The following is a 23411-nucleotide window of genomic DNA, read 5'->3' as shown; positions in this document are numbered from 1 at the left end:
CCTTCCTTGCACTCAGGCGGTCGAGTCCGCGGAGTCGGCCGGGTGGTCGGCGGGCGGCGCCGGACGGGCCGCGCGGCGCATGCGGATCGCCTGGAGGACGTAGTCGAGGCCCGTGACGACCGTGACCACGACGGCCGCGCCCATGATCCAAGGACCGACGGGCTGCACCACGTCCGGGACGGGCCACAGGTACCAGGCGATCGCGACGATCTGGAGTGCGGTCTTCAGCTTGCCGCCGCGGCTCGCGGCGATCACGCCGTAGCGGATCACCCAGAACCGCATCAGCGTGATGCCCCACTCGCGGACCAGGATCAGCACCGTCACCCACCACGGCAGCGCGTCGTACCAGGACAGCAGGACCAGGGCCGCGCCGGTCAGGGCCTTGTCGGCGATCGGGTCGGCGACCTTGCCGAACGGGGTGACCAGGCCGTACCGGCGGGCGATCCAGCCGTCGACCAGGTCGGTCGCCGAGGCGAACGCGAACGTCAGGCAGGCCGCGATCCGCCAGCCGGTGTGCTCGAGCTGTGAGGTGACCACCAGCGCGACGAAGACCGGCACCAGCAGGAGGCGCAGTGCGGTCAGGCCGTTGGCGGCATTGAGGATGGGTGCGACGGTCGTCGGTGCGGGGTCAGAGGCCCCGGTCACCCGCGGACCCCCGAGGAGCCCGCAGCCGCGCTCACCATCTCGACGGGGACCGCCACGAGGTCGACACCCTCGGACGAGACCACTCGGGCGCGGACCAGGTCGCCGGGCTGAAGCGCGGCCAGGTCGACCGAGCCGTCTTCGGGTGCGACCAGGGTGGTGGAGCCGTCGACCTCGGGCGCCTGGTGTGCGCCGCGGCCCTCGACCACGCCGTCCTCGATCGTGTCGACCAGCACCTCGACGGTGCTGCCGAGCCGGTCCTCGGCCCGCTGAGAGCAGAGCTCGTCGGCCAGCGCGCTCAGCTTGTCGAGCCGCCGCTTGATCGTGGCGCTCTTGACCTTGTCAGCGAAGCCGGCCGCCTCGGTGCCGTCCTCGTCGCTGTAGTCGAAGATGCCGATCGCGTCGAGCCGCGCCTCGGTGAGGAACCGGACCAGCTCGTCGAAGTCGGCCCGAGTCTCGCCCGGGAAGCCGACGATGAAGTTCGACCGGGCTCCGAGCGACGGCGCCAGTGACCGGGCCGACGACAGCAGCTCCAGGAACCGCTCCGTCGAGCCGAACCGCCGCATCCGGCGCAGCACCGGCTCGCTGGAATGCTGGAACGACAGGTCGAAGTAGGGCGCGACGCCGGGCGTGGTGGCGATCGCCTCGACCAGACCGGGCCGGGTCTCGGCCGGCTGGAGGTAGCTCACCCGCACCCGGACGATGCCGGAGACCGCGGCGAGCTGCGGAAGCAGCTTCTCCAGCGCCCGCTGGTCGCCGAGGTCCTTGCCGTAGGAAGTCGAGTTCTCGCTGACCAGGACCAGCTCGCGGACGCCGGTGCCGGCCAGCCACTCGGCCTCGGCCAACAGCTCGTCGGGGGTACGCGAGACGAACGCGCCGCGGAACGCGGGGATCGCGCAGAAGGTGCACCGCCGGTCGCACCCGCTGGCCAGCTTGAGCGACGCGACCGGGCCGGTGTCGAGCCGACGCCGCAGCACGGTGCGCAGGTGGGCCGGGGTGTGCTCGTCGACGACCGCGTGCCCGGGCTGCACCACGGCGGCGGCACGGCGCTCGACGGGGGTCAGCGGCAACAGCTCGCGGCGGTCGCGCGGGACGTGTGGGCTGATCGTCTCACCGGCCAGCACCGCGTCGAGCCGGGCGGCGATGTCGGGGTAGTCGTCGAAGCTCAGGATCGCCTCGGCCTCGGGCAGGCTGTCGGCCAGCTCCTTGCCGTAGCGCTCGGCCATGCACCCCGCGGCGACCACCTTGGCGCCGGTGTCGGCGGCGGCGAGCAGCGTCTGGATCGAGTCGTGCTTGGCCTTCTCGACGAAACCGCAGGTGTTGACCAGGACCACGTCGGCACCCTCGCCGTCGGTGGTCACATCCCAGCCACCGCCATGCAATCGGGCGGCCAGCTCCTCGGAGTCGACCTCGTTGCGGGCGCAGCCCAGGGTCAGCAGCGCGACCCGGCGACGGGTGGCATCGGTCGAGGAGGAAGCGGACACCTAACGAGGGTACCGGGCGGTGCTTACGCCACGTCCGCGGACGTCAGCAGCGCGGCCACCCGGTCGAGCAGAAACACCTCGGTGCCCGCCAGTCCCACGGACAGGAACACGGTGACCTCCTCCGCCGAGCCCCGCCCGGGCGCCGCACCGACCGCGACCGCGCCCAGCGAGCGCAGGTCCGCCGGGTTCCCACAGAGCAGCGGCGGCTCGTACGCGACCGCCTGCGCCGGTGAGTCGGTGGCGATCAGGGCGGCCCGGGCCAGCACGTCCGAGCCGAACTCGGCCCGCCCCCGCTGCTTGAACCCGACCAGGTTGACGTGTGCGCCGGGCGCCAGGTCGGCCGCTGCCAGCACCGGCCGCTCGCTGGTGGTGGCGACGATCACCACGTCCTGCCCGCGCGCCGCCTCGGCCGCGGAGTCGACGGCCGTGGCCGCGATCCCCAACTCGGCGCGCGCCCGCGCCGCGAAGGCCGACCGGCGGGCCGCCGACCGGCTGAACACCCGCACCGCCCGCACCGGGCGCACCGCCGCGGCCGCCCAGAGCTGCGTCCACGCCTGCCGCCCGGAGCCGATCACCCCGATCGTGGTGGCGTCGGGCCGGGCCAGCAGGTCGACGGCCGCGCCGCCGAGGGCTCCGGTGCGCCGGGACCCGATCTCCTCGCCGACCGCGATGGCCCGAATCCGCCCGTCGCAGGCGTCGTGCAGCACCACTAGCTGCTCGCCGTCGGCGTGCCCGAAGGTGTCGTAGGAGCGGAAGCCGTACCACTCGTCGGCGAGATGGCCCGCGGTCATCACCAGCCGGCCGCCTTCGAGCACGGCGCTGGCCCGGGGCGGTGCGATCAGCCGGCCCTCGTGGGCGGCGACCAGCGCGTCGCGCATCGCGGCGACGGCGGTGGCCGCGTCCAGCCGAGCGGCCACGTCGGCATCGGTCAACAGCAATGGCACGGGATCAATCCTCGATGTTGAACCTTGGTTGAGGTCAAACAACCACGCGGTGACCAATCCCACCGGGTGGATGAACCCGCTAAGGTCTAGAACCGGTGGCGCCACCCCGCGTCCACCCCGGACGAGTGGCGCTCCGTACCCGGTCGAGCAAAGACGGCGCGCACCAAACTATGCATATTTTGGACATCGTCGAGATCATCGGCTCGCTGCTCATCCTCGCGGGCTTCGCCGCGTCGCAGCTCGGGAAGCTGGACGCCCACTCCGTGCCCTACCTGGTGCTCAACATTGTCGGCTCGGCCATCCTGGCCGTGATCGCGCTGTCGCAGCAGAGCTGGGGTTTCCTCCTGTTGGAGGGCACCTGGGCCATCGTCTCGGCGGCGTCGCTGGTCGCCCGGGTCATTCGACGCGGAGACCGGCCAGCGCCTCCTCCAACTCATCAGGCTTGACCAGCACGTCGCGCGCCTTCGAACCCTCGGACGGCCCGACGATGCCGCGCGTCTCCATGAGGTCCATGAGTCGGCCCGCCTTGGCGAAGCCGACCCGGAGCTTGCGCTGGAGCATCGAGGTCGAGCCGAACTGCGAGGTGACCACGAGCTCGATCGCCTGGATCAGCACGTCGAGGTCGTCGCCGATGTCCTCGTCGATCTTCTTCTTCGGGTCTTCGACCTTGGTCAGCACGTCGGGCCGGAACTCCGGCTCGCGCTGCTTCTTGCAGAAGTTGACGATGTCGGCGATCTCGCCCTCGCCGACCCAGGCGCCCTGGATCCGGACCGGCTTCGAGGCGCCCATCGGCAGGAACAGCCCGTCGCCCCGGCCGATCAGCTTCTCCGCACCGGGCTGGTCGAGGATGACCCGCGAGTCGGCCAGCGACGAGGTGGCGAACGCCAGCCGGGACGGCACGTTGGCCTTGATCAGGCCGGTCACCACGTCGACGGACGGGCGCTGGGTGGCCAGCACCAGGTGGATGCCGGCGGCCCGGGCGAGCTGGGTGATCCGGACGACCGAGTCCTCGACGTCGCGCGGCGCGACCATCATCAGGTCGGCCAACTCGTCGACGACGACCAGCAGGTAGGGATAAGGCCGGATCTCCCGCTCGCTGCCCGGCGGCGGCTTGATCTGTCCGGCCCGCACCTTGCGGTTGTAGTCGTCGATGTGGCGTACACCGGCGGCAGCCAGGTCGTCGTAGCGCATGTCCATCTCGCGCACGACCCAGTCGAGCGAGTCCGCCGCCTTCTTGGGATTGGTGATGATCGGCGTGACCAGGTGCGGGATGCCCTCGTAGGAGGTCATCTCGACGCGCTTCGGGTCGATCAGCACGAGCCGCACCTCGTCGGGGGTGGCCCGGCTGAGGATCGAGACCAGCAGCGAGTTGAGGCAGGACGACTTGCCCGCGCCGGTGGCGCCGGCGATCAGGATGTGCGGCATCTTGGCGAGGTTGGCCACCACGTAGCCGCCCTCGATGTCCTTGCCGAGCGCGACCACCATCGGGTGGTTGTCGGAGGTGGCCGCGTGCGAGCGCAGCACGTCGCCGAGCGCCACGTCTTCCCGGTCGGAGTTGGGGATCTCCACGCCGACCGCGCTCTTGCCGGGGATCGGGCTCAGGATCCGCACGTCCGGCGACTTCACCGCGTACGCGATGTTGCGGGAAAGCTGCGTGATCCGCTCGACCTTGACGCCGTGGCCGAGCTCCACCTCGTAGCGGGTGACCGTCGGGCCGCGGGTGTAGCCGGTCACCGCGGCGTCGACGTCGAACTGCTCGAAGACCCCGGTCAGCGCCGCGATCACCTCGTCGTTGGCCTTGCTGCGGGTCTTCGGCGCGCTGCCGCCTCGCAGCAGGTTGGCGGGAGGCAGCAGGTAGGCGCCCTCGACCGCGTCGATCGCGAGCTGCTCGGCCCGGGTCGGCAGCGGCGAGTGCACCGGCGGCTGCGGCGCCTGCTTGCGCACCGCGGGCACCTTGACCGGCTTGCCCGACTTGGAGCGGGGCAGCGCGACGGTGTCGTGCATGACCTCGTCGTCCACGTCGAGCGGGTCGTCGTCGCCGAGGCCGAGCACCTTGGTGCCCTGCCGCCGGCGGGCGGGCTTACGCCGGGCGACCGGCTGCTCGTCTTCCTCGTCGAACGGCTCCGGATCCAGCTCCTCGGCCGGCAGCGGCCGGCCGAGCAGCACCGCGAACAGCAGCCCGATCCGCTCCGGCACCTTGCTGATCGGGGTCGCGGTGACCACCAGCACGCCGAAGAACAGCAGTAGGACCAGCAGGGGCACCGCCACCCACTGGGTGAAAGCGCGCTCGAGCGCCGAGCCGACCGCGGCACCGACCAGGCCGCCGGCGTGGTCGCGCTGTGCGGTGTCGATCGGCGACTGGCTGATGTGCAGGATCGCCGCCGCGGCGATCAGCACCGAGCCCCAGCCGACCAGGCCCCGGCCGCGGTGCTCGGGCTCGACCAGCGGCCGCATCAGCCGGATCGCCCAGAACAGCAGCAACACCGGCAACGCGACGGCGATCGCGCCGATGAACAGCCGCATGCCGTCTTCGATCCGCTGGCCGACGGGGCCGGCCGAGGAGAACCACACCGCGACACTGGTCAGGATGGCCAGGCCGAGCAGCAACAGGCCGGCACCGTCGCGACGGTGCTCAGGGTCGAGCTCGCGGGCCGTGGCGGCCTGCCGACCGAGACCCCGGACCATCCAGCCGACGCTGTGGGCGAGCCCCATCCAGAGCGCGCCGCCGGCCCGGCCGACCAGCACACCCAAGCCGTTGGGCTGCCGCCGCCGATAGGCCTGCTGGCGGGCCCGGGCCGCCGCGGTGGTGTTGGTGGTGCGACCGCGCGTGGTCGTGCTCGCCCGGCTCGACGTCGCTGTGCGACGCCGGTTGGTCTGCGTCGCACGACCTGGCATGGTCTCACGGTAAGGGCCCACAGGTCACGCGCCACGCGCCACGCCGCGATATCCCCTCAGGTTTAAGCAAGGGTCCCTTATTAACGCTTTCCGCATAGGAAGGGTCCCTTCCTAACATTCGTCGGCACTGGCTGACCGCCGCGCCGCGCGCCTACTATCGCTCGCGTGGAGTCGCCGGGCGGAACGTTGCTGCCGCTGTCCAACGAGCTGATCGCGGGCATCCTCGACGGGCACGGTTACGCGTTCACCCAGGATGCCGACGGCGACCTCGTCGGCCGGTGGGACGACAACCTCATCTACTTCTTCCGGCTCGGCCGGTCCGGCGAGATCCTCCAGATCCGCACGCTGGCCAGCCGGGTCTTCGGGATCGACGACGTGCTGCCGCTCTACGAGTTCTGCAACGGCTGGAACCAGGACAAGCTGTGGCCGAAGGCGTTCGTGCACGTCAACGACGACGGCACCGTACGCGTCCTCGGAGAGGTGGTGGCCGACCTCGATCACGGCGTCACCAGCTACCAGCTCGACCAGTTGCTGGCCTGCGGGATCAGCAGCGGATGCCAGCTCGCCGACTCGCTGGAAGGGCTGACCTGGTGAGCGACGCCCTCTCCGACGCCCGCGACCTGCCGCCCGGCCCCGCCAAGCTGGCCGAGCTCGACGCCGTGGTGGCCGCGGCCGACCGGGCCGGCGACGTGCGGCTCGGCTTCGAGGCGCGGCTCGACCTGATCGACGCCTGCCTCGACGCCGCCGAGCCGGCCCGGGTGCTCGGGTTGTTCGCGTGGTGCCGGGCCGCGGCCGACCGCGAGCCCCTGCTGTTCTCGGACTCCGAGCTGGCCCTGCTGCGCTACTACCACCTGTGGGCGGTCGGCACGTTCCGCGCGTCGCCCGGCGTCGGGCGGGCCGAGGCCGAGGCGCTGCTCGACGACCTGGAGCGCCGGTTCCGCGAAGACCAACGCCCGCTGTTCGCGATCCACCGGATGCGCGCGGAGCTCGCCGACCACCTGGGCGACCTGCCCGCGGCCAGAGCGTGGCTGGCGCGCTGCACGGCGGAGCTGCCGGCGGTCGGCGACAGCGAGTGGTTCTCCGACGGCCAGCCCGGCGACGCCGGCTTCTGCCCGTCCTGCTACCCCGCCGACCAGGCGTTCCTGCACGCGGCCTGGGGCGACTGGCAGGCGGCGGTGGACGCGGCCGAACCCGTGCTGCGGGCCGGAACCTCCTGCCCCGAGCAGCCGGAACGGGCGCTGGCCGCGCTGATGATCCCCTACCTGCACCTGGGCCGGGTCGACGAGGCGGTGACCGCGCACCTGCGCGCCTACCGGGGGCACCGGCTGGACCGGTCGTCGTTCCCGATGCTCGCCGACCACCTGCGGTTCTGCGCGCTGGCCGGGCTGGCGGGCCGCGGCGTCGACCTGCTCACCACCCACATCGGCGACCTGGACGACCCGTACGACGAGCTGTCCGCGATGCGCTTCGCGGCGGCCGGCACGCTGGTCTGCCGGCGGGCCACGGCCGAGGGGCTGGGCGACCGGCGGGTGCACCGGCCCACGCACGGCGAGCGGCCGGCCGCCGACCTCTCGGTGCGCGAGCTGGGCACGGTGCTCGCGGCCGTGGCGGCGACGCTGGCGGCCCGGTTCGACAACCGCAACGGGACCGACCACCAGTCCCGGCTGGTCGGCGACTGGCTGGCCGAGCTGCCCGTGGTCAGCGGCGGCACGATCCGGCTCGACGAGCTTGGCGACACGCCGCTGGGCCCGCTGACCCTCGAGTCGATCATCGAGGTGCTGGACGCCCGGGGCGACCACTTCACGGTCGACGAGGACGGGATGGTCGGCGGCCGCTGGCCGGGCGCGTACATCCAGTTCGAGCGGTTGGGCGAGCGCCGGGAGATCCTCCAGGTGCGGGTGGTGGCCGAGCGCCGGCTGCCGGCCAACCGGCTGGTCGAGGCCTACGCGTTCTGCAACGCCTGGAACCACGACAAGCTGATGCCCAAGGTGTACGTGCACGACGGCGGCGAAGGCCTCCTGCTGCTGGCCGGCGAGGTGACCACTGACCTGGAGCACGGCGCGACGACCGGCCAACTGGCCAGCCTGGTCAACGCGGCGATCGCGACCGGCACCACGTTCGCGGCGGCCGTGGCGGATCTGCCCTAAGACACCCGCTGGCCGCGCATCGAGACTGCCTCGGCGCGGGACTTCCGGCGGCGCCGCAGCACGAAGAAGCCCACGTACGAGACCAGCACGATCAATGCCAAGATCGCCTGGGCGACGTGCACGTACCGCTCGGGATAGAGGATTCCCTCGATGTAGGTGTCGACGAACCCGCGGGTCAGCGGAGGCTCACCGGCGTGACCGAGCGCCCAGTTCTGGGCGTACGTCAGCGGGCAGTTGAGCCCGAAGCCGATCAGCGCGATGCCCCACCCGACCGCGGGCAGATGGAACCAGATCGCTTTCGGCCACTTCCACGCGAGGAAGCCGCCGAACAGCACGTAGGCCACGAAGGCGAAGTGCAGGCCCAGGAACACGGTCGCGAGCTCTTTCCACCCCACGATCGCGAGCGTATGACGGATCCGCCGGCCATTTCGCGAGTACGCGAACCCAGCTCAGCGCGGGTTGAAGGCGGACATCTCGTCCTGACCGTCGTAGATGATGCTGTAGCTCGACTCCGGCACCTCTTTGAACGCATCCGGCATTACACCCAAAGGCTCCGAAACCACCAGCCGGTCCTGGTCCGAGAGCAGCCGCAGCGCTTCCACCTCGGGGTGCACGGCACGCAGGCCGTCGACGGTCTGCGAGTAGAACAACGTGCGGGACTGGTGCGCGGTCGAGTAGCGGAACGCCCAGATCCGCTCCCCGTCGGTGGTGGCCACGGTCATCTGCACCGCGTCGGAGACGCCGTGCCGGGCGGCGGTCGACTCGACGAACCCGACCATCCGCTCCACCGCCGCGACCGGGTCGTCCCGCAGCCCGTACGTCAGGGCCAGGTAGAACATCGCCTCCGAGTCGGTGCTGCCCTCGATCAGCGGGTAGAGCTCCGGGTCCACCTCCAGCAGCAGGTCCCGCTTGAGCCGGCTGAAGTCCCGGATCGAGCCGTTGTGCATCCAGAGCCAGCGATCGTGCCGGAACGGGTGGCAGTTGGTCTCCTGCACAGGCGCGCCGGACGAGGCCCGCACATGCGCGAAGAACAACGGCGAGCGGAGGTGCTCGGCCAGGTCACGCAGGTTGCGGTTGCTCCAGGCCGGCCCGACACCGTGGAACGTGCCGGGTGTCTGCTTGGCCACCGGGTCGGTCGGATACCAGCCGAGCCCGAATCCGTCCCCATTGGTCGTCTCCGCACCGAGCTCGGCGTGCTGACTCTGGTCGATCAGAGAATGCTTGGGCCGGTAGAGCAACGCGTCGATCAGCAGCGGTGAGCCGGAGAAGGCCAGCCAGCGACACACGGTTGTTGTCCCTTCAGTGGTGGAACGACTCGTCGGCGCCGCTGCGGATCGGCCCTGACTGCTTCTTGAGGTCGGGCAACGCCCTCCCGAGGTCGTCGAGCAGCAGGTCGGCCATGTCGTGGGAGAAGCCGTTGCGCACCACCACGCGAAGCACCGCGAGGTCGGTGCGGTTCTTCGGGAACGTGTAAGCCGGCACCAGCCAGCCGCGTTCGCGCAGCGCCCGGGACACGTCGAAGACGTTGTACGCGGTGACGTCGGGCGCCGTGGTGAACGCGAACACCGGCAGCTCGTCGCCCCGGCTGACCAACCGGAACTCCCCGGTGTCGGCGATCTTCCCGGACAGGTAGGTGGCCACGTCCCGGGACGCCTGCTGCACCGCACGGAAGCCTTCGCGGCCCAGCCGCAGGAACATGTAGTACTGCGCGATCACCTCGGCGCCGGGCCTGGAGAAGTTGAGCGCGAAGGTCGGCATGCTGCCGCCGAGGTAGTTCACGTTGAAGATCAACTCCTCGGGGAGCAGGTGCTTCTCCCGCCAGAGCACCCAGCCGACGCCGGGGTAGACCAGGCCGTACTTGTGCCCGCTGGTGTTGATCGAGGCGACCCTGGGCAGGCGGAAGTCCCAGACCAGATCGGGGTCGAGAAACGGGGCGATCATGCCGCCGGACGCGCCGTCGACGTGGATCGGGATGTCCCAGCCGCGGGTCTTTTGGAGCTCGTCGAGGGCGGCGGCGATCTCCGCCACCGGCTCGTACGATCCGTCGAAGGTGGAACCCAGCACCGCGACCACGCCGATGGTGTTCTCGTCGCAGCGGGCCACCGCTTCCTGCGCCGACAGGTGGAACCGGTCCCCGGCCATCGGGACCATCCGGGGCTCGACCTCCCAGTAGTTGCAGAACTTCTCCCAGCACACCTGGACGTTGCCGCCCATCACCAGGTTGGGCCGCGCTCCCATCGAGTTCTTGGCCCAGCGCCGCTTGAACGCGAGGCCGGCGAGCATGCAGGCCTCGCTCGACCCGGTGGTCGAGCAGCCGATGGTGGCCACCGGGTCGGGCGCGTGCCACAGGTCGCCCAGGATCGCCACGCACCGCCGCTCGATCTCGGCGGTCAGCGGGTACTCGTCCTTGTCGATCATGTTCTTGTCGGCGCACTCGGTCATCAGCACGCCGGCCTGCGGCTCCATCCAGGTGGTCACGAACGTCGCCAGGTTCAGCGCCGCGTTGCCGTCCAGCAGGAGCTCGTCGTGGATGAGCTGGTACGCGACCTCGGCCGGCACCGGATCGGGTCCGAGCGCGGCGACCGGCACCGTCAACTCCCGGCCGTAGTTCGGGTTGGCGACCGTGGCGACGACGTTGCCGGCCCGGTGGCTCGGCCGGGGCTCCGGCGGCTTCCCGGCGTACAGCGACATCCGGCCTCCCTGGGGCGATCCGACCCGTTCAGGCTATTGCGCCGGGCTCGCGCAAGATGTCGGATTCGGTTACTCGCTTGATCACGGCCACCGGCGTCCGGTACTAACGCCGCATGCTGCGTGGCGAGAAGGTGCTGTTGCGGGCCCGACACGACGAGGACGTGCCGGTGCTGCACGCCGACCTCTACGACGATGTCGCGACCCGGTCGCGGGCCGACGGCCGGGCCTGGCGCCCGATCCCGCCCGGCCTGCCGGAGTCCCCGTTCACACCGTCGGCACCCAGCGCCGACGCGGCCATCTTCAGCGTCGTGCGGCTGGCCGACGGCGAGCTCGCCGGCGACGCGCTGCTCTGGGGCATCGACCTGCACAACCGGTCGGGCCACGTCGGCATCTCACTGCGTCCGGCGGTCCGCGGCTCCGGGCTGGGCGTCGACACCGTCCGGGTGCTCTGCCGCTACGGCTTCCGGGTGCGTGGCCTGCACCGGCTCCAACTCGAGACGCTGGCCGACAACGCCGCGATGGTCGCCGCCGCCGAGCGGGTCGGCTTCCGCCGCGAGGGCACGCTGCGCCAAAACTCCTGGGTGGACGGTGCGTTCCTCGACGAGGCGGTGTTCGGGCTGGTCGCGGACGAGTGGCAAGGCTGACGGTTGTCCCGCTGTCCTGCTGTCGGGGGATTCGAATGGCCGGTGTGGACCGGTAGCTTCGGGCCTATGGCCTGGTTCTTGAACCCCGCCCTGACCCGCTTCCGCAACGAGGTCAACAGCCGCTGGCCGCGGCGCGACAAGACCTCGGACGGCACCATCGGCGACGCGGCCCACCAGGAGACCGACTCCGACCACAACCCGGACAAGGACGGTTCCGTCGACGCCTGGGACATGGACGTCGACGGGGTCGACGTGCCGAAGGTCATCAACGCCGCCATCAGGCACGAGTCCATCCAGTACGTGATCTACAACCGGCGGATCACCAGCCGGTCCTGGGGGCTGGGCACGTGGCGCCCGTACACCGGGACCAGTCCGCACACCGAGCACGTGCACTTCAACACCCGGCAGTCGCACGAGCGCAGCACCAAACCCTGGTTCACCGAGGAGGACGACATGTTCGAGGCCCGCGACCGCGACGCTCTGACCAGCGCCAATTTCCGGGCGCTGGGTCTCTACCAGGACCTGGACAAGATCACATTCAAGATCAGCAACGGCAGCACCCGCGTCGAGCAGAACGTGGCCAAGGCGGCCCGCGTCGCCCTCGAACAGAAGATGTCGGCGGTGCTCACCGCGCTGGCCGGCGTCGACGAGGCCGTGGCCGCACAGCTTCGCGGCGAGTTCGACCAGATCGACGCCGGACTCGCGGACAGCCGCGCGGCGATCGACACGGTCGACGACCAGGTCATCGACCGGCTCGGCGCCGTAGCCACCCCGGAAGAACAGGCCGACCTGCTGCGGGCCGTGCTGGGCGACCGGGCCAAGGAAGTCGGGCTGCTCCTCAGCCAGGGATGAGGAGCAAGGAAGGGACCCCTATTAACGGATAGCGTTAACAAGGGTCCCTTCCTTACAGCTCAGCGCGCCACGCTGCGACGTTGCTGTCGAGGTAGTCGGCGACGCCGCGCCAGTACGGGCCGTCCTCGGTGTAGATCCGGGCCCAAGGTTGGCGGCCGTCGCGGGCGGCGGTCGCCAGCAGGTCGTACATGGCGCCCGCGTTGACCCCGAGCAGTCCCGCCAGGGCCGGCCGCAGCGCCGGGTCGAGCCCATAGCCGTCCACGAAGGACCGCAGCCGGGCCGCCGACTCCTCGACCGGGCGGTCGGGGCGCATCCCGCAGCAGGTCAGCGCCGAATAGGCGACTTCCCAGGTCCGGGAGCCCGGACCCGCGTTGTCCCAGTCGATCAGCACCCAGCCGCGCTCGGCGCGGACCAGGTTCCACGGCGCGGCGTCGTGGTGGCAGATCACCTCGCCGACCGGCGAGCCCGGCACCCCGACCGGCGGTATCTCGATGTGCCAACCCGCGTCCGGCGGCGGCGTGAACTCCGCCGTCGCGGCGTGCAGGTCGCGCAGCAGCCCGCCGAGGTCCGGCAGGTCGCGCGGGTCGATGTCCATCGTCGACTCGCCGGGCACGAACTCCAGCACCTGGCGGCCCTGCTCGTCCCGACCGAGCGGCCGGGGTGCGCCGGTGAAGCCCACGTCGTGCAGATGGTGCAGCAGCGCGTCGACGGCGTCGGTGTGCGGCCCGACCGGGCGCCGGACGGTGTCGCCGACGCGCACGATGCCCGCCGTGACGTTGCCGGTCAGCGGCTCCTCGACAGGTCGCACAGCACCTCGCGGATCACGTAGCGGGCGTTGTCCGCGAACGGCGGATTGGTCTCGTGGTAGTAGACCAGTGAGCCCAACGCCATCGCCAGCGAGCGCCCGCGGCCGCGCCGCCAGGTCGGCTCGTCGACGTCGAGCGCGGCCCGGAACGCGGCCCGGGCCTCGGGCGTGAGCAGGTTCCACGCGACGATCAGGTCACACGACGGGTCACCGACGCCGAGGGTGCCGAAGTCGATCACGGCGGTCAGCCGGCCGCGCGGGTCGACCAGCAGGTTGCCCGGCATCAGGTCGGCGTGCAGCCAGACCGGCGGCCCGGCATAGTCCGGCACCGCGAGGTCCGCCGCCCAGGCCTCCCGAGCCGCCGCCAGCGTGTCCGCGTCGAGCTGCCCACCCAGACCGTCGAGCGCGTTGCGGGCAGTCTCGTCAAGCAACGAATGGCCGCCACCGCGATACGCCGCCGGCGGGCTTCCCGGCAATGCCACTCGGTCGACCGCGCGCATGGCCTTGACGAACTCGGCCAGGTCGGCGGCCAGCCCGAGCGGGTCCGCCAGCCTGCCCTCGACCGGCACGGCACCGGGCAGCCAGCGGTAGATCGCCCACGGCCAGGGATACCCCTCGCCGGGCGCGCCGGCCGCGACCGGTGTCGGGATGGTGACCGGCAGCCGCGGCGCGAGCCAGGGCAGCCAGGTCGCCTCCGTCTCGATGTCGCCGAGTGACCAGTCCACCCGGGGCAGCCGGACTACCAGGTCGTCGCCGAGCCTGAACAGCACGTTGACCGTGCCGGACGAGGTGACCCGGGTCAGTGGTCGCCCGGACCACTCCGGGAACTGAGCAGCGACGAGCTTCGCGACCAGCTCGGCGCTGATCGGGAACTCGCCCGCGTGCATCTCCGGCTCAGACCTCGACCACGGTCGGCACGATCATCGGGCGGCGGCGGTACGTGTCGTTGACCCAGCGGCCCACCGTCCGGCGTACCAACTGTTGAAGCTGGTGCGGGTCGGTGATGTTGTCCGCCGCGGCCCGCAGCAGCGCCTCGGTGATCAGCGGGATGACCGCGTCGAACGCCTCGGGGTTCTCGGAGAAGCCCTTGGCCGACACGGCCGGGCCGCCGACCACCTTGCCGGTCACCGAGTCGATCACCACGGTGGCGGCGATGAAACCGCCGTCGCCCAGCATGCGGCGCTCGGTCAGCAGCGACTCGCCGATGTCGCCCACGGCCAGCCCGTCGACGTAGATGTAGCGGCTGGGCACGTGCCCGACCAGCCGGGCCTGGCCGTCGACCAGGTCAACCACGTCGCCGTCTTCGCAGAGCACCACGTTCTCCGGCGCGATGCCGGACTCGACGCCGATCCGGGCGTGCGCGCGCAGGTGCCGCCACTCGCCGTGCACCGGCAAAAGGTTGCTCGGCCGCACCACGTTGAGCAGGTAGAGCAGCTCACCGGCCGGTGCGTGGCCCGAGACGTGCACCTTGGCGACGTCCTTGTGGATGACGTTGGCACCGGCCCGGGAGAGCCGGTTGATCACCCGGTAGACCGAGGTCTCGTTGCCCGGCACCAGCGAGCTCGCCAGCACGACGGTGTCGCCCTGGGCGATCGTGATGTGCCGGTGGTCACCGTTGGCCATGCGGCCGAGCGCGCTCATCGGCTCGCCCTGCGAACCGGTCGACATCAGCACGATCCGCTCCGGCGGCGCCTGCATGGCCTCGTCCATGCCGACGACCAGCCCCGGCTCGATCCGGAGCAGGCCGAGGTCGCGGGCGATGCCCATGTTGCGCACCATCGAGCGACCGATGAACGCGACCTGCCGGCCGTGCAGCGCGGCGGCGTCGAGCACCTGCTGCACGCGGTGCACGTGGGAGGCGAACGACGCGACGATGACCCGGCCGCGGGCCTTCGCGAAGATGGCGTCGAGCACCGGGCCGATCTCCCGCTCCGGTGTCACGAAGCCCGGGATCTCGGCGTTGGTCGAGTCGGAGAGCAGCAGGTCGACGCCCTCGGCACCGAGCCGGGCGAAGCCGGCGAGGTCGGTGATCCGGCCGTCGAGCGGTAGCTGGTCCATCTTGAAGTCGCCGGTGTGCAGCACGAGCCCGGCCGGCGTGCGGATGGCCACCGCCATCGCGTCCGGGATCGAGTGGTTGACCGCGAAGAACTCGACGTCGAACGGGCCGAGCCGCTCGTGCTGCCCCTCGGTGACGGTCAGCGTGTAGGGCTCGATCCGCCGCTCCTGGAGCTTGGCCTCGACCAACGCCAGGGTGAACTGCGAGCCCACCAGCGGGATGTCGGACTTGTGGGCCAGCAGGTACGGAACCGCGCCGATGTGGTCCTCGTGGCCGTGCGTGAGCACGATCGCCTGCACGTCGTCGAGGCGGCCGAGGATCGGCGCGAAGTCGGGCAGGATGAGGTCGACGCCGGGCTGCTCCACATCGGGGAACAGCACTCCACAGTCGACGATCAACAGCTTGCCGTCGTACTCGAAGACGGTCATGTTGCGGCCGATGGCGCCGAGGCCGCCCAGTGGGGTGACCCGCAGGCCACCCGCCGGCAACGGCGGCGGGGGTTCGAGCTCGAGGTGCGCGAGTGTCATGCAGGGAACTCCAGTCCGCACGCGGCGGCGTCGGCGCGCAGTTGCTCGACCTGCTCAGGCGTCGCGTCGACCAGGGGTGAGCGGACCGGGCCGGCCGGCAGGCCCGCGAGGGCGAGGCCGGCCTTGACCAGGATCGTTCCCTGGGTACGGAAGATGCCGGTGAACAGGGGCAGCACGCGGCGGTGCTGGGCGAGTGCCTCGGCGACGTCGCCGCGCGCGTACGCCTGGATCATCGCCTTGGTCTGAGGGCCGGTGAAGTGCGTCGAGGTGCCGACGATGCCGACCGCGCCCACCGCGAGCGCCGGCAGCGTGCCGGCGTCGTCGCCCGAGTAGTAGGCGAGGTCGGTGCGGGCCAGCACCCACGAGGTCGCGACCAGGTCGCCCTTGGCGTCCTTGACGCCCACGATGCGCTGGTGCTCGGCCAACCGGACCAGCGTCTCGGTCTCGATCGGCACGCCGCTGCGGTGCGGGATGTCGTAGAGCAGGATCGGCAGCCCGCTGGCGTCGGCCACCGCGGTGAAGTGGCGGAGCAGGCCGGCCTGCGGAGGCTTGTTGTAGTAGGGCGTCACGACCAGCAGGCCGTGCGCGCCCGCCTTCTCGGCGCTCAGGGCGAGCTCGATCGTGTGCCGGGTGTCATTGGTGCCTACACCGGCGAGCACCTTGGCCCGGTCGCCGACCGCCTCGACCACGGCCCGGACGAGGGCCTCCTTCTCGGCGTCGGTCGTGGTCGGCGACTCGCCGGCCGTGCCGTTGATCACCAGCGCGTCGTTGCCCTGCTCGTCGACGAGGTGGGCCGCCAGGCGCTGGACACCGTCGAGGTCGAGCGCGCCGTCGGCGGTGAACGGCGACACCATGGCCGTGATCAGCTCACCGAACGGGCGCGCGACAGTGTGCTCGTGCGTCATGCTGACAAACCTAGCGGAAGCCTGGTCGGCGCCGGTCTCGTCCGGTCGGGTTTGCTCCCCGGGCCGGGGTGCTAGGAGCGGTCGGCGTACGGGCTCGACGCGACCTCGGAGCCGTCGGGCAGCGTGGTGATCGAGTAGTCGGCGAACACGTTCGGCGCGACCCCCTGGAGCTGCCGGAGGCACTCGACGGCGACCTCGCGGATCTCCACGTCGGCGGCCTCGGTGGCGCGCAGGTTGATGAAGTGTCGCCACGCACGGTAGTTGCCGGTGACCACGATCCGGGTCTCCGCCGCGTTGGGCAGCACCGCCCGGGCCGCCTGGCGGGCCTGCTTGCGACGCAGCGTGCCGTTGGGCTCGTCGGCGTACTTCTGCTCCAGCCCCTCCAGCAGCTCGTTGTAGGCCCGCACGCTGGCCTCGGCCGCCTCGACGAAGGTCTTGTGCAGGTCCGGGTCGGCGGCGATCACCGCGGGCTCGACCATCGCCGCGTCCCGGCCGGGCACGTAGCGCTGGGAGAGCTGCGAGTACGAGAAGTGCCGGTGCCGGATCAGCTCGTGGGTGAACGAGCGGGAGACGCCGCTGAGGTAGAACGTCACGGTCCCGTGCTCGAGCACCGAGAGGTGCGCGACGTCGAGGATGTGCTCCAGATAACCCGCGTTGGTCGCGGTGGCCGGGTTCGGCTTCTTCCACGACTGGTAGCAGGCCCGCCCGGCGAACTCCGCGAGCGCCTGGCCGCCGTCGGCGTCAGTGCTCCACGGCACGTCATCCGGGGCCTCGAAATGGGTCCAGGCAATGATCCTGACCTGCGGCGGAACGATCTCAGGCACGGCGCCCCCTCTGCCTCGCACGACTCGCCAGACTCTAACCCTGCCCCACGGGGACCGGTTCACGACACCACGGTGCCGTCATTGTGTCTTGCAGTGACGTCACTTCGATGGCATAGTGACGTCATGGACATCGCACCTTTCGTCGAAAGCCTCCGCCGCGATCTCAACGCGGCAGCGGCGCCGGGCGGGCCCGACGTGGCTCGCGCGGCCGAGCTGCTGAGCGGCTCGATCGACGCCGCCGCCCGGCTGGCCCTCCTCGACGCGCTCGCCCAGGCTGCCGACGAGGTCACCACCAAGCTCAGCGCGGCCAGCGTCGAGCTGCGACTACGCGGCCGCGAGCCGGAGCTCGTGGTCACCGAGCACCTGCCACAGCCCCCGGAGCCGCCGGCACCGCCCACCCCGCCGGGTGCCGCTGCGACGTCACCTGACGCCAGCGGTGACGTCACCCGGATCACCCTGCGCCTGCCCGAGGGGCTCAAGGACGCCGTCGAGCGTTCCGCGGCCGGCGAGGGCATCTCCGTCAACGCCTGGCTGGTCCGGGCGATCGCCTCGGCCGTCGCCGGCGCCCCGCCGCAGGGTCCGCCTCCCGGTGGCTGGGCCACTCCGCCCGGCCGCGGTCGCCGGCACATCACCGGCTACGGCCGCGCCTGAGTCTTTGCTCGTCCACCCCTCCCGAAGGAGCAGCACGATGCCCGAGTTCCCCGTCGACGGCCCGATCACCGTCGCCTTCAAGATCGCATCTGGCTCGGTCGACGTGGTCGCCGAGGAGCGTGCGACCGCCGTCGCCACGGTCGAGGCCTCCGGCCGCAGCAGCGAGTCCCGCCGGATCGCCGACGAGACCACCGTCGAGTTCCAGAACGGCCGGCTGACGATCGTCACCCCCGACCAGAGCGGCTTCCGGCTGCGCAGTGGCGCGGTGGCGATCCGCGTGCTGGTGCCGCTGGACAGCACCGTCAGCGGCAAGTCCGCCTCGGCCGACATCACGTGCCAGGGCCGGGTCGGCGGGGTCGAGGTCGAGTCCGCGTCCGGCGACGTCCGGGCCGAGCACATCAGCGGTGACGCGACGGTCGGCACGGCCAGCGGCGACGTCCGGGTGGGCCGCGTCGACGGGCACCTGCGCACCAGGGGCGCCTCGGGCGACCTGCGGGTGGAGGCGGTGGGCGGCACGTTCACGGGCAAGTACGCGAGCGGCGACGTCCAGATCGACGAGGCCGGCGGCGACATCAGCTTGGACACCGCGTCCGGCGATGTGGTCGTCCGCAAGGCCCAGCGCGGCACCGCACGGATCAGCACCGCGTCCGGCGACGTCAGCATCGGCGTCCTGGCCGGCACCGGCGTCTGGTTCGACGTCAAGACCCTCTCCGGCGACACCCGCAACGGCCTCGACATGAGCCAGCCCACCGCCGAGACCACCGAGACCGCCGGCGGCCAGCTCACCCTCCAGCTGCGCACCATGAGCGGCGACATCGACATCCACCGCGCCTGACCCTGACCCGAAAGGACAGTCACATGTACGAGAACCCGAACATCCTGCTGGCCCTCGCCGGCGAACGCCACCGCACCATGCGCCGCACCGCGGAGCGCCGCCACCTCGCACTGCGCGTCGCCCGAGCCATGCGCGGCGACCGCGACGACGGCGGAGCAACCCGGCGCTGACCCCGCCGTCCACCAAGGACCCCCGGCCAAGCCGGCGGGTCCTTCGGTGTTGCGCGGTCTCTTAGACGTAGAACCAGTTGAAAGGCGCCCAGGGCAGGTTGCGCAGGATCGAGAACGCGAGCCAGGCGCCCATGAAGATGGCGATCGCCACCGGTGGGATCTTCAACTGGGGAAGCTTGCGGCCGAAGGCGCGCTGCGCAGCCCAGGCGATGTAGAGGTAGATGATGAACGGCACCGCGAACACGAACACCAGATGGTGCCGGGCCGCGGCGGCGACGTCGCCGTGCAGCAAATACCAGGCGGCGCGCGTGCCGCCACATCCCGGGCAGTCGAGCCCGGTGGTCAGCTTGAGGATGCAGGTCGGCGGCGCGTCCGGAGCGCTGTCGGTCGGGTTGCTGATCAGCGTGTAGCCGACCGCTCCCCCGATGCACCCCAGCACCGCGAGCGGCGCCAACCACCGCGGCACCCGTTCGAGCATCCGCAGATAGGCCCGCCCGACCCGACCCCGCCGAGGCGGCGCGTAGGACGGCGGAAGAAACGTCGGAGGCACGGCGCCATCCGGCCCGCCGTAGGCCGCATAACCGACTGAATAGTCAGGACCCGGCATCGCGGACGGGTCGTTGCCGCCCTCAGGAACGGCGTCCGCACCGCCGGCGATCGGCGCACCCGGTATCGAGGAGTCTTCCGTTGTCGCGGTTTCCGCTTCCGGCGACGCCTGCGGTGCGGCCGGGCCGGGTGCGGGCGTCATGGTCGTCACGGTACACCGGCGGTGCTCGCCAGTGCGGCTGCTAGTGGGCCGCCCAGATCGCCGCCTTCGGGTGCCGCGACCGAGGAAAGGCCTAGCCAGCCGGCCAACCGCTCGAGCTCCGCGGCGAGCGCCCGAGCCGTTGCCACGCGGTCGACGCCGGGCTCGGCCCAGGCCGCCGGCACCCGCAGGACGCCGGCCTTGCGGTCGGCCTTGAGGTCGACGCGCGCCGTGAACCGGTCGCCTTGAAGGAACGGCAGCACGTAGTAGCCGTAGACCCGCTGCGGGGCCGGCACGTAGATCTCGATGCGGTAGGTGAAGTGGAACAGCCGCTCGGTGCGCGCCCGCTCCCAGACCAGCGGGTCGAACGGACTGATCAACCGATCACCACGCACCCAGCGCGGCAGCTTGGCCGCGGGATCCAGGTAGGCCGGCTGCTTCCAGGTCTCGACCTTGACCGGCAGCAACGCACCCTCCGCGACCAGCGACGCGATCGCCGCGCGGGCGCCGGCCACCGGTAGTCGGAAGTAGTCGCGTAGCTCGAACTCCGCCGCCACGCCCAGCGAGCGGGCCGCGACCGAGACCAGCGTGCGGTGTGCCTCGGCCTCGGTCGGCGTCGGCGCCGCCAGCACCGACGCCGGCAGGACCCGCTCGGGTAGGTCGTAGACCCGGGCGAACGACGAGTTGCGCGACGCGGCCATCACCTCGCCCGACCAGAAGAGGTATTCGAGGGCCGACTTGACCGACGACCAGTTCCACCCCCAGTTGGACCGGTCGCGCGGCTCGTCGCGCTCGATCTCGGCGGCGGTCAGCGGCCCGGACTCGCGCACCTCGTCGAGCACCCACTTGACCATGTCGGGCTGCTCCTCGGCGAACCGGCGCAGGCCGCCCCACTGGTGCTCGCGGGACATCCGCCAGCGGAACGCCGGCTGGAGCTCGACCGGGATCAGCGACGCCTCGTGACCCCAGTATTCGAAAAGCGTGCGCGGACGGCGGTAGGCCGCCCGGTCGAGCAACGCGGTCGGGTAGGGACCGAGCCGGCTGTAGAGCGGTAGGTAGTGCGCGCGTTGCAGGACATTGACCGAGTCCATCTGGAGCAACCCGGTGCGGCCCACCACCCGGCGCAGGTGGCGGGCGGTCGGGACGCCGGCCGGCGCGGGGTCGGTGAACCCCTGCGCGGCCAGAGCGATGCGGCGGGCCTGAGCCAGCGACAACGATTCGACTGCCACGTCCGGGACGCTATCGGAACCCTCCGACAAAAATCACAGCGCGCGGACGAGCCGGTGCGATAGACATCCCGACATGGTCACCATCCGCCCGGAGACGCCTGACGACATCCCTGACGTCGCCGCCGTACACGTGCGGGCCTGGCAGTCCGGATATGCCGGGATCATCCCGCAAGAGGTGCTCGACGCCCTCGACCCCGAGCAGCGAGCGGCGCAGCGCAGACAGCACCACGGCGCGGAGGCCTTCCAGACCCTGGTCGCCACCGACCACAACGCCGTGCTCGGCTTCGTCAGTTTCGGCCCGTACCGCAACCAGCAGGACCGCACCGACCTCGACCCGACGGTCGGCGAGGTGCTGGCCATCTACCTGGAGCCCGACCGGGTCGGCACCGGCATCGGCAGAGAGCTCATGCGCGCGGCCCTGACCGAGCTGACCCGGCGAGGCTACAAAGAGGTCCGCCTCTGGGTGCTCGAGGACAACCACCGCACGCGGCGCTTCTACGCGAAGGCCGGCTTCACCCCGGACGGCGAGCGCGCCACCTACGACGTCGTCGTGCCCTCAAGCGGCGACCGCGTCCCGCTGCCGGAGCTCCGCTACAGCCGCGTCCTCGACTGAGGACCGCAGCGGCAAGAAGATCAACAAGGCCAGGCTGATCCACACGTACGCATTGCTGCCCAGGAAGCCGCCCACTCCCCCGAACCCGTGCTCCCAGGCCCAGACCAGCCGGCTGCACAGCACGGCGTAGAAGACGACCGCGCACCCCAGTAGAACGCGGCGGCGTTGGCCCGAGGCCCGCACACCCGCGTCGAACAGCAGGAAAAGCGCCGGCAGCAGCCAGACCAGATGGTGCACCCAGGTCACCGGGCTGATCAGGCAGCCGAGCACGCCGGTCAGCGCCAGCCCCTCGGCCAGCGAGGCGGAGCGCACCCGCCACGCCCAGACGCCGAGCACCCCGATCACCAGCACCGCCCAGGCCAGCGACGACGGGTGCTCCGGATCGAGCCGGGCGACCAGGCCCTGCAACGACTGGTTGGAGACGAAGGCCAGCGAGCCCACCCGGTCGGTGTCCCAGAGCGCGCTGGTCCAGAACTCCCGGGAGGCGCCCGGGTCGACCGCGGCGGCGGCGAGGGTGGCCACCGCGGCGGTGCCGCTGGCGACCAGCGCGGCCCGCCAGCGCCGGGTGACCAGCAGGTAGACGATGAACACGCCCGGGGTCAGCTTGATCGCGGTGGCCAGGCCGATGCCCACCCCGGCCCAGCGCCGCCCGCCGGCCACGCCGACCAGCACGTCCAGCGCGACCAGGAACAGCAGCAGGAGGTTGACCTGGCCGAAGCTGAGCGTCTCCCGGTACGGCTCGAATGCCAGCATCAGCAGGAACGCGACCGCGATCGCGAACCACGGCGTCCAGCCCTCGCGGCGGGCGACCGGCAGCACGAGCCAGCGCAGCAGCGCGTACGTGGCGCCCAGCGTCAGGCCGATGCTGATCAGGATGGCCAGCACCCAGGGCACGACCGCCATCGGCACCATCGCGATCGCGGCGAACGGTGGATAGGTGAAGCCGTACTTGCTGTTCGGCTTGAGGAAGTCGTACAGCATGCCGTGGTCGTGGATCCAGTAGTTGACCGCGCCGTAGTAGACCTTGAGGTCGAAGAACCCGTGCCGGACGGCGAAGACCGCCACGAACGCACCGACGGCGACCGCCAGGCCCGCGACGATCACGGCCTCGCGGCGCGCGGCCCGCTCGATCACCCGCTGCTCCCACTCCGTAGGCTCACCACTCATGGCACTCGGGTTCGTCCGCCCGGCGCGTCCCGAGGACGTCGCCGAGATCGCTCGCATCCAGGTCGCGACCTGGCGGGTCGCGTACAAACGGATGCTTCCCCGACACGTGCTCGACAACCTCGACGAGGCGTGGATCGCCGAGCGCTGGAGCGCCGCGGTCGAGCAGCCGCCGTCGCCGCGGCACCGGGTGCTGGTGGCCGTCGAGCAGGCCGAACAATCGTATCTGGTGGGTTTTGCGGCCTCCGGCCCCGCCGACGAGCAGGCTCTGGCGCCGGAAGAGCCAGCATTGCCGGACGATGTGGCGGCCATCACGGACCTGCTGATCGAGCCCCGCTTCGGCCGTCGCGGGCACGGCAGCCGCCTGCTCGCGGCCAGCGTCGACCTGTGGCGCGAGGACGAGTTCGCGTTCGCGGTGGCCTGGGCATATGACGGGGACGCGGCCACCCGCAAGTTCCTGACCGCGGCGGGCTGGGCGCCAGACGGAGCCGGGCGGGCCCTGGACGTCGAAGACATGCTGGTCTACCAGCTAAGACTCCATGTCGACCTCACAGCCACGCCCAGCGACGAATAGCTCAATTCAAGATC

General features: G+C 71.3%; 25 protein-coding genes and 1 riboswitch. Of the genes, 10 read left to right on the top strand and 15 right to left on the bottom strand.

Annotated features, from left to right (window positions below; genetic code table 11):
* Positions 1–12: 12 nt before the first annotated feature.
* From pgsA to BLV39_RS19865, 3 genes are read right to left on the bottom strand one after another with little or no spacing between them, the layout of a single operon-like run.
* Positions 13–645, bottom strand: a complete 633-nt coding sequence (pgsA, locus tag BLV39_RS19875) for a CDP-diacylglycerol--glycerol-3-phosphate 3-phosphatidyltransferase (protein WP_090794521.1) — start codon at positions 643–645, stop codon at positions 13–15.
* Positions 642–2126 (bottom strand): 30S ribosomal protein S12 methylthiotransferase RimO, encoded by a 1485-nt coding sequence (gene rimO, locus BLV39_RS19870; protein WP_090794518.1) that lies wholly within the window; start codon positions 2124–2126, stop codon positions 642–644. The genes pgsA and rimO overlap by 4 nt, the downstream gene beginning before the upstream one ends.
* A 23-nt stretch (positions 2127–2149) precedes the next feature.
* Positions 2150–3070, bottom strand: a complete 921-nt coding sequence (locus BLV39_RS19865) for an NAD(P)-binding domain-containing protein (protein WP_090794515.1) — start codon at positions 3068–3070, stop codon at positions 2150–2152.
* Positions 3071–3162: 92 nt separating this feature from the next.
* A riboswitch (guanidine-III (ykkC-III) riboswitch) is annotated at positions 3163–3233 on the top strand.
* A gap of 7 nt (positions 3234–3240) precedes the next feature.
* Here BLV39_RS19865 and BLV39_RS19860 point away from each other — a divergent pair.
* The gene (locus BLV39_RS19860; RefSeq protein ID WP_090794512.1) at positions 3241–3516 is read left to right on the top strand and encodes a CBU_0592 family membrane protein; all 276 of its coding nucleotides are present in this window, start codon (positions 3241–3243) and stop codon (positions 3514–3516) included.
* Here the strand turns inward: BLV39_RS19860 and BLV39_RS19855 are convergent.
* Complete coding sequence (locus tag BLV39_RS19855) at positions 3467–5965, bottom strand: FtsK/SpoIIIE family DNA translocase (protein WP_090794508.1); 2499 nt, start codon at positions 5963–5965, stop codon at positions 3467–3469. The two genes, BLV39_RS19860 and BLV39_RS19855, sit on opposite strands and share 50 nt — an antisense overlap.
* Positions 5966–6130: 165 nt before the next feature.
* Here BLV39_RS19855 and BLV39_RS19850 point away from each other — a divergent pair, with 165 nt between their 5' ends.
* The gene (locus tag BLV39_RS19850; protein ID WP_239083833.1) at positions 6131–6559 is read left to right on the top strand and encodes a YbjN domain-containing protein; all 429 of its coding nucleotides are present in this window, start codon (positions 6131–6133) and stop codon (positions 6557–6559) included.
* A complete protein-coding gene (locus BLV39_RS19845; RefSeq protein ID WP_239083834.1) occupies positions 6556–8112 on the top strand; it encodes a type III secretion system chaperone family protein in 1557 nt (518 codons plus the stop codon). Before BLV39_RS19850 ends, BLV39_RS19845 begins: the two co-directional genes overlap by 4 nt.
* Here the strand turns inward: BLV39_RS19845 and BLV39_RS19840 are convergent.
* Genes BLV39_RS19840 through gad form a run of 3 tightly spaced genes read right to left on the bottom strand, consistent with a single transcriptional unit; the run spans position 8109 to position 10803 of the window.
* A complete protein-coding gene (locus BLV39_RS19840; protein WP_090794502.1) occupies positions 8109–8507 on the bottom strand; it encodes a DUF2784 domain-containing protein in 399 nt (132 codons plus the stop codon). The genes BLV39_RS19845 and BLV39_RS19840 overlap by 4 nt on opposite strands.
* A 54-nt stretch (positions 8508–8561) precedes the next feature.
* Positions 8562–9398, bottom strand: a complete 837-nt coding sequence (locus BLV39_RS19835) for a class II glutamine amidotransferase (RefSeq protein ID WP_090794499.1) — start codon at positions 9396–9398, stop codon at positions 8562–8564.
* Positions 9399–9411: 13 nt separating this feature from the next.
* Positions 9412–10803 carry a glutamate decarboxylase gene (gene gad / locus BLV39_RS19830; protein ID WP_090794497.1) on the bottom strand — a complete coding sequence of 464 codons (1392 nt, stop codon included), beginning with the start codon at positions 10801–10803 and terminating at the stop codon, positions 9412–9414.
* A gap of 113 nt (positions 10804–10916) precedes the next feature.
* Here gad and BLV39_RS19825 point away from each other — a divergent pair, with 113 nt between their 5' ends.
* Together BLV39_RS19825 and BLV39_RS19820 are read left to right on the top strand one after the other, a co-directional pair.
* Positions 10917–11447 (top strand): GNAT family N-acetyltransferase, encoded by a 531-nt coding sequence (locus BLV39_RS19825; RefSeq protein WP_090794494.1) that lies wholly within the window; start codon positions 10917–10919, stop codon positions 11445–11447.
* 66 nt (positions 11448–11513) lie between these two features.
* On the top strand, positions 11514–12299 hold the full coding sequence (locus BLV39_RS19820; RefSeq protein WP_090794490.1) for a hypothetical protein: 786 nt from the start codon (positions 11514–11516) through the stop codon (positions 12297–12299).
* 52 nt (positions 12300–12351) lie between these two features.
* Here BLV39_RS19820 and BLV39_RS19815 read toward each other — a convergent pair whose 3' ends face one another.
* The 5 genes from BLV39_RS19815 to thyX all read right to left on the bottom strand — a co-directional run bounded on the left by BLV39_RS19815 (position 12352) and on the right by thyX (position 17407).
* Positions 12352–13107: a phosphotransferase enzyme family protein gene (locus BLV39_RS19815; RefSeq protein ID WP_090794486.1), complete on the bottom strand. Its 756-nt coding sequence runs from the start codon at positions 13105–13107 to the stop codon at positions 12352–12354.
* Positions 13083–13991, bottom strand: coding sequence for an aminoglycoside phosphotransferase family protein (locus BLV39_RS19810; RefSeq protein WP_090794481.1), 909 nt, complete (start codon positions 13989–13991; stop codon positions 13083–13085). Before BLV39_RS19810 ends, BLV39_RS19815 begins: the two co-directional genes overlap by 25 nt.
* Before the next feature lie 7 nt (positions 13992–13998).
* On the bottom strand, positions 13999–15687 hold the full coding sequence (locus tag BLV39_RS19805; RefSeq protein WP_090794478.1) for a ribonuclease J: 1689 nt from the start codon (positions 15685–15687) through the stop codon (positions 13999–14001).
* Positions 15684–16592: a 4-hydroxy-tetrahydrodipicolinate synthase gene (dapA, locus tag BLV39_RS19800; RefSeq protein ID WP_090794473.1), complete on the bottom strand. Its 909-nt coding sequence runs from the start codon at positions 16590–16592 to the stop codon at positions 15684–15686. The genes BLV39_RS19805 and dapA overlap by 4 nt, the downstream gene beginning before the upstream one ends.
* A 71-nt stretch (positions 16593–16663) precedes the next feature.
* Entirely contained in the window at positions 16664–17407 is a 744-nt protein-coding gene (gene thyX / locus BLV39_RS19795; protein ID WP_090797562.1) for an FAD-dependent thymidylate synthase, read from the bottom strand.
* Positions 17408–17539: 132 nt separating this feature from the next.
* Here thyX and BLV39_RS19790 point away from each other — a divergent pair, with 132 nt between their 5' ends.
* Genes BLV39_RS19790 through BLV39_RS43055 form a run of 3 tightly spaced genes read left to right on the top strand, consistent with a single transcriptional unit; the run spans position 17540 to position 19072 of the window.
* A complete protein-coding gene (locus BLV39_RS19790; protein WP_090794470.1) occupies positions 17540–18067 on the top strand; it encodes a hypothetical protein in 528 nt (175 codons plus the stop codon).
* A 37-nt stretch (positions 18068–18104) separates the two neighbouring features.
* The gene (locus BLV39_RS19785; protein ID WP_090794466.1) at positions 18105–18902 is read left to right on the top strand and encodes a DUF4097 family beta strand repeat-containing protein; all 798 of its coding nucleotides are present in this window, start codon (positions 18105–18107) and stop codon (positions 18900–18902) included.
* A gap of 23 nt (positions 18903–18925) precedes the next feature.
* Positions 18926–19072, top strand: coding sequence for a hypothetical protein (locus BLV39_RS43055; RefSeq protein ID WP_176984988.1), 147 nt, complete (start codon positions 18926–18928; stop codon positions 19070–19072).
* Between the two features lie 61 nt (positions 19073–19133).
* Here the strand turns inward: BLV39_RS43055 and BLV39_RS19780 are convergent, their stop codons facing one another.
* Positions 19134–19829: a DUF2752 domain-containing protein gene (locus tag BLV39_RS19780; protein ID WP_373315388.1), complete on the bottom strand. Its 696-nt coding sequence runs from the start codon at positions 19827–19829 to the stop codon at positions 19134–19136.
* Positions 19826–21046, bottom strand: a complete 1221-nt coding sequence (locus BLV39_RS19775) for a winged helix-turn-helix domain-containing protein (protein WP_090794463.1) — start codon at positions 21044–21046, stop codon at positions 19826–19828. Before BLV39_RS19775 ends, BLV39_RS19780 begins: the two co-directional genes overlap by 4 nt.
* A 73-nt stretch (positions 21047–21119) precedes the next feature.
* Here BLV39_RS19775 and BLV39_RS19770 point away from each other — a divergent pair, with 73 nt between their 5' ends.
* Positions 21120–21659, top strand: coding sequence for a GNAT family N-acetyltransferase (locus tag BLV39_RS19770; protein WP_090794460.1), 540 nt, complete (start codon positions 21120–21122; stop codon positions 21657–21659).
* Here the strand turns inward: BLV39_RS19770 and BLV39_RS19765 are convergent.
* Positions 21603–22826, bottom strand: coding sequence for a glycosyltransferase 87 family protein (locus BLV39_RS19765; RefSeq protein ID WP_090794457.1), 1224 nt, complete (start codon positions 22824–22826; stop codon positions 21603–21605). The two genes, BLV39_RS19770 and BLV39_RS19765, sit on opposite strands and share 57 nt — an antisense overlap.
* Here BLV39_RS19765 and BLV39_RS19760 point away from each other — a divergent pair.
* Positions 22825–23397, top strand: a complete 573-nt coding sequence (locus BLV39_RS19760; protein ID WP_090794454.1) for a GNAT family N-acetyltransferase — start codon at positions 22825–22827, stop codon at positions 23395–23397. The genes BLV39_RS19765 and BLV39_RS19760 overlap by 2 nt on opposite strands.
* The last annotated feature ends 14 nt before the right edge of the window (positions 23398–23411 follow it).

It is taken from the genome of Asanoa ishikariensis (assembly GCF_900107455.1).
Taxonomy (GTDB): Bacteria; Actinomycetota; Actinomycetes; order Mycobacteriales; family Micromonosporaceae; genus Asanoa; species Asanoa ishikariensis.
Note: the sequence above shows the minus strand (reverse complement) of the source record. Positions and strands in the feature narration are given on the sequence as shown.

Bases quoted from the DNA above. Each gene is read 5' to 3' on its own strand.
- BLV39_RS19820 (WP_090794490.1), top strand. From the start codon at position 11,514: ATGGCCTGGTTCTTGAACCCCGCCCTGACCCGCTTCCGCAACGAGGTC.
- dapA (WP_090794473.1), bottom strand. From the start codon at position 16,592: ATGACGCACGAGCACACTGTCGCGCGCCCGTTCGGTGAGCTGATCACG.
- BLV39_RS19785 (WP_090794466.1), top strand. From the start codon at position 18,105: ATGCCCGAGTTCCCCGTCGACGGCCCGATCACCGTCGCCTTCAAGATC.
- BLV39_RS19855 (WP_090794508.1), bottom strand. From the start codon at position 5,965: ATGCCAGGTCGTGCGACGCAGACCAACCGGCGTCGCACAGCGACGTCG.
- BLV39_RS19790 (WP_090794470.1), top strand. From the start codon at position 17,540: ATGGACATCGCACCTTTCGTCGAAAGCCTCCGCCGCGATCTCAACGCG.
- BLV39_RS19760 (WP_090794454.1), top strand. From the start codon at position 22,825: ATGGCACTCGGGTTCGTCCGCCCGGCGCGTCCCGAGGACGTCGCCGAG.
- BLV39_RS19825 (WP_090794494.1), top strand. From the start codon at position 10,917: ATGCTGCGTGGCGAGAAGGTGCTGTTGCGGGCCCGACACGACGAGGAC.
- BLV39_RS19765 (WP_090794457.1), bottom strand. From the start codon at position 22,826: ATGAGTGGTGAGCCTACGGAGTGGGAGCAGCGGGTGATCGAGCGGGCC.
- gad (WP_090794497.1), bottom strand. From the start codon at position 10,803: ATGTCGCTGTACGCCGGGAAGCCGCCGGAGCCCCGGCCGAGCCACCGG.
- BLV39_RS19860 (WP_090794512.1), top strand. From the start codon at position 3,241: ATGCATATTTTGGACATCGTCGAGATCATCGGCTCGCTGCTCATCCTC.
- BLV39_RS19810 (WP_090794481.1), bottom strand. From the start codon at position 13,991: ATGCACGCGGGCGAGTTCCCGATCAGCGCCGAGCTGGTCGCGAAGCTC.
- BLV39_RS43055 (WP_176984988.1), top strand. From the start codon at position 18,926: ATGTACGAGAACCCGAACATCCTGCTGGCCCTCGCCGGCGAACGCCAC.
- BLV39_RS19770 (WP_090794460.1), top strand. From the start codon at position 21,120: ATGGTCACCATCCGCCCGGAGACGCCTGACGACATCCCTGACGTCGCC.
- BLV39_RS19805 (WP_090794478.1), bottom strand. From the start codon at position 15,687: ATGACACTCGCGCACCTCGAGCTCGAACCCCCGCCGCCGTTGCCGGCG.